Annotated in this window: 4 protein-coding genes; 1 reads left to right on the forward strand and 3 read right to left on the reverse strand. The window is 68.4% G+C overall.

Going from position 1 to position 4,008, the window contains the following annotated elements:
* Positions 1-53 precede the first annotated feature (53 nt).
* A complete protein-coding gene (locus ABZ646_RS41955; RefSeq protein ID WP_132891055.1) occupies positions 54-419 on the forward strand; it encodes a metalloregulator ArsR/SmtB family transcription factor in 366 nt (121 codons plus the stop codon).
* Between the two features lie 60 nt (positions 420-479).
* On the opposite strand, the gene ABZ646_RS41960 is transcribed toward ABZ646_RS41955, so the two are convergent.
* The 3 genes from ABZ646_RS41960 to ABZ646_RS41970 all read right to left on the reverse strand — a co-directional run.
* Complete coding sequence (locus tag ABZ646_RS41960) at positions 480-1,205, reverse strand: DUF4142 domain-containing protein (protein ID WP_360531659.1); 726 nt, start codon at positions 1,203-1,205, stop codon at positions 480-482.
* 318 nt (positions 1,206-1,523) lie between these two features.
* Positions 1,524-3,443, reverse strand: coding sequence for a molecular chaperone HtpG (htpG, locus tag ABZ646_RS41965; protein ID WP_360531662.1), 1,920 nt, complete (start codon positions 3,441-3,443; stop codon positions 1,524-1,526).
* A gap of 70 nt (positions 3,444-3,513) precedes the next feature.
* The coding region (locus tag ABZ646_RS41970; protein WP_360531664.1) for an HSP18 transcriptional regulator at positions 3,514-4,008 on the reverse strand (495 nt) is incomplete at its 5' end.

Raw genomic sequence — 4,008 nt, forward strand, 5'->3', positions numbered from 1 at the left:
GCACTACCCGGCGACCCCCTCCACGTCATCCGACCGGCAGAGAGCGAATGGTCATGAAAGTCCCCCTGTATCAGGCCAAAGCGGAGTTCTTCCGTATGCTCGGGCACCCCGTCCGGATCAGGGTTCTGGAACTGCTCCAGCACGGGCCGGTTCCGGTACGGGACTTGCTCGCCGACATCGAGATCGAGCCGTCCAGCCTCTCGCAGCAGTTGGCCGTCCTGCGCAGGTCCGGCATCGTGGTGTCCATCCGGGAGGGATCCACCGTCCGCTACGCGCTGGCCGGCGGCGACGTCGCCGACCTCCTGCGCGCGGCCCGCCGCATCCTCACCGAACTCCTCGACGGGCAGAACGTCCTGCTGGCCGAACTCCGGGAGGCCGAGGCCTCCACCGAGCCCGTCCCCGCGCACGATCGCGGCTGACTGACGGCGAGCGCGACGACGGGACGAGGGATCACGCCGCGTTTGCTGCCGACGCCGTCCTCACCCCACCGTCGGACTCGCCGACACCGTGCTGTTCGCCGGCGGCGTGAGGACGACCTGCGGCTGGCCCGGGACCGCGGGCGGTGGGGTCAGGTCCTGGGCGGAGAGGTTGGGCGAGATGGTTTCCTGGACGAGAACCTGGCCGAAATCGACAAGGCCGGTCTTCTCGACGGCTGTGATGTGGTCCAGCACGGTGTCGTTGGCCTGGTCGGCCAGAGCGCGGACCAGCGAGTTCCTGGTGGTGGTGCGGACGCCGGCGATCGTGGTGAGGAACTGGCCGTTCGTCGCGCGCACGGTGGTGGCCAGGTCCGTGTCGAACTGCTTGCCGCTCTCCGCCTTCAGCCGGGCCGCGAAGCTCTGCTGTTGAGGTGACGGCCGGTCGGGCAGTGCGATGCCCAACTGCCCGGCTGCAGTGCGACAGGCGGCGTCCAACGCGGTGTCCCCGTCGACCAGATGCTCCCCAGCGCTCCGGACCGCCGCCGTCGACCCCTTCCGCAACGCCTTCTCGCCGACGGGATACTCCCACAGCCCGGCCGAGCGCACCTTGACCACGAAGTCCCGGTCGGCTTCCGTCAGCGGGCCGGTCGCCGGGCTGGCGATGATCCGTGCGGGTGCGCTGCTGACCTTCTGCACTCCGAGCATGGACGGGTAGAGGAGAGAGCCGAGGGTGATGCTGATCGCACCGCCAAGAAAGAGAGTTCCCGCCGCCTTCTGTGAAACGAGCACCGCGTCTCCTGATCCGGTTCATCGGATCCCGCACGCACGGACCTACGGATGTGGATGGTCCGCAAAACCTCTTGGGCTCGTCATGGATTGGTAAACGATCGGCGGCCGGCGGTGGTATGACATGGCGTCAGTTCACATCCGTCCGCCAGTGGCGCGAAGAAGGGCCGTTCGGCCCTATCGGGACCGGGTGCCTGGTGGCCGACCATGTACCGGCGGCCGGGAAGGGCCAGGTCCAATCCCGCACACTTCTGGTCCTTCCCGGCTCGCCGACGACCCCCGACGGACAGACGGCGGGTCTCTCGCAACACGCCCTGGGTGTCAGAGGCTTTGGGTGAGGCGGTCGGTCAGGAGTCGGGTGAAGCGGGCGGGGTCGGGCAGGTCGCCCCCCTCGGCGAGCAGCGCGCTGCCGTAGATGAGTTCCGCCGTCTGGACGAGTGCCGGTTCGTCGGCGTCCGTGGCGTGCGCCTGGCGCAGGTTGGCGATGAGCGGGTGCGTGGGGTTGAGCTCCAGGATCCGTTTGACCGGGGGCAGTTCCTGGCCCATCGCCCGGTACATCTTCTCCAGGGTCGGGGTGATGTCGTGGGTGTCACCGACGATGCACGCGGCCGAGGTGGTCAGACGGGTGGAGAGACGGACCTCCTTGACGTGCTCGGACAGGGTCGTCTGGAGCCACGGAAGCAGGTCGGCGAAGTCCTGTGCGCGTTGCGCCTTGTCGGCCTGGGCCTGCGCATCGCTGTCGTCCGTCGGGTCGAGGTCGACCTGGCCCTTGGCGATGGACTGGAACCGGTGACCGTCGAAGGCGGGAACCTGCGCGGCCCAGATCTCGTCCACCGGGTCGGTGAGGATGAGGACTTCGTAGCCCTTGGCGGTGAAGGCCTCCATGTGGGGGGAGTTCTCCACCAGGGCGCGGGTCTCGCCCGTCAGGTAGTAGATCGCCTCCTGGCCGTCCTTCATCCGGGCGACGTACTCACGCAGGGTGGTGGTCTTCTCCGGGTCGTTGGTGGAAGCCGCCGAGACCAGTTCCAGCAGGGCGTCGGTGTTGTCGCGGTCCTCGACCAGCCCTTCCTTCAGGACCCTGCCGAACTGGCCCCAGAATGCCTCGTAGCCCTCGGAGTTGCCGGTCTGCATGTCCTTGACGGCACGCAGCACCTTCTTGACCAGGTGTCGGCGTACGCCCTGGATCTGGCGGTCGTGCTGCAGGATCTCGCGGGAGATGTTCAGCGACAGGTCGTGGGCGTCGACGACCCCCTTGACGAAGCGCAGGTAGTTCGGCATCAGCGCGTCGCAGTCGTCCATGATGAACACGCGCTTCACGTAGAGCTGCACGCCTGGTTTGGCGCCGGGGGAGTACAGGTCGAGCGGCGCCCGGGCGGGGAGGAACAGCAGAGCCTCGTACTCGAACGTGCCCTCGGCGCGCATGTGGATGGTTTCGGCGGGCGCCTGCCAGTCGTGGCTGATCTGCTGGTAGAACTCGCTGTACTCGGCCTCCGACACCTCGGTGCGGGGCCGCGCCCACAGCGCCTTCATCGAGTTCAGCGTCTCCGGCTCACCGGCCGGGTCCTCGCCCTCCCCGGCAGGCTGCTCCCTCTCCATGCGGATGGGCCAGCGGATGAAGTCGGAGTACTGCTTGACGATCTGGCGGATCTTCCACGCCGCCAGGTAGTCGGCGAGGCCGTCCTCACTGTCGGCCGGCCGCAGATGCAGAGTGACCGAGGTGCCGACGGGCAGGCCGTCGACCGCCCGTACCGTGTAGGTGCCCTCTCCCTGTGACTCCCACAGGGTGCCTTCGTCGGTGCCGGCGCGGCGGGTGCGCAGGGTGACCCGGTCGGCCACCATGAAGGCGGAGTAGAAGCCGACGCCGAACTGGCCGATCAGGCTCTGCGCCGCGGCCGCGTCCTTGGACTCCTTGATCTTCTCCAGCAGCCCGGCGGTACCGGACTTGGCGACCGTGCCGATCAGCTCCACGACCTCGCCGCGGGTCATGCCGATGCCGTTGTCCCGCACGGTCAGCGTGCGCTGCTCCTGGTCGGCCTCCAGGGTGATGTGCAGGTCGGACGTGTCGACGTCGAGCGTGGAGTCCGTGAGCGATTCCAGGCGGAGCTTGTCGAGCGCGTCAGAGGCGTTCGAAATCAGTTCACGCAGGAAGATGTCCTTGTTCGAGTAGATCGAATGGATCACCAGCTGTAGCAACTGGCGGGTCTCCGCCTGGAATTCGAGCGTCTCGGTGCCGCTGCTCACTGAGGGTTTCTCCTTAGGGGAATCCGACGAGGGGACAAAGGGGGGTGGTGCGATCCGGTCCTGCCGTGGCTCAGCTCTCCCGGCTGCGGCCACTGTGGCGACGGCGGCCGCTGTCCGCGCGCAGCTGCTCGGCGCGAGCACCGATCCGCCCGATCCGATCGGCGATGCCCGGGTGATCGGACTCGAGGTGAGGGCGGATCCGCCCGAGCGGTTCAAGGAGTCCGGCGGGGTCGTCCTCGCCCAGAGCGTCCAGCAGGTGCTCGACGGCCGGGGCGGCGCTGCTGCCGAGATCGTCCATGGCGGTGATCTGCCCGGCGAGGCGGCGCAGATCGGTGGCGTGCCGACGGGCCCAGGTGACGACAGCACGATCGGCGGCGCGTTGGTCGCGCGTCGCCCGCACCCGCTCCTCTTTGGTGCTTCCGGTGACCGTCCCGTCCGATGCGTCCGGGCGCAGGCGCAGATAACGGCGCTCGGCTGCCGCCAGCGTCTCGTCCCAGTCGGCGGCTCGGGCGGCCTTCGCGAACTCCTCGAACCCGGATGTGTACTCGCGTACGAACTCCTCGTC

The sequence above is a fragment of the Streptomyces sp. NPDC007162 genome, assembly GCF_040634175.1.
Taxonomy (GTDB): Bacteria; Actinomycetota; Actinomycetes; order Streptomycetales; family Streptomycetaceae; genus Streptomyces.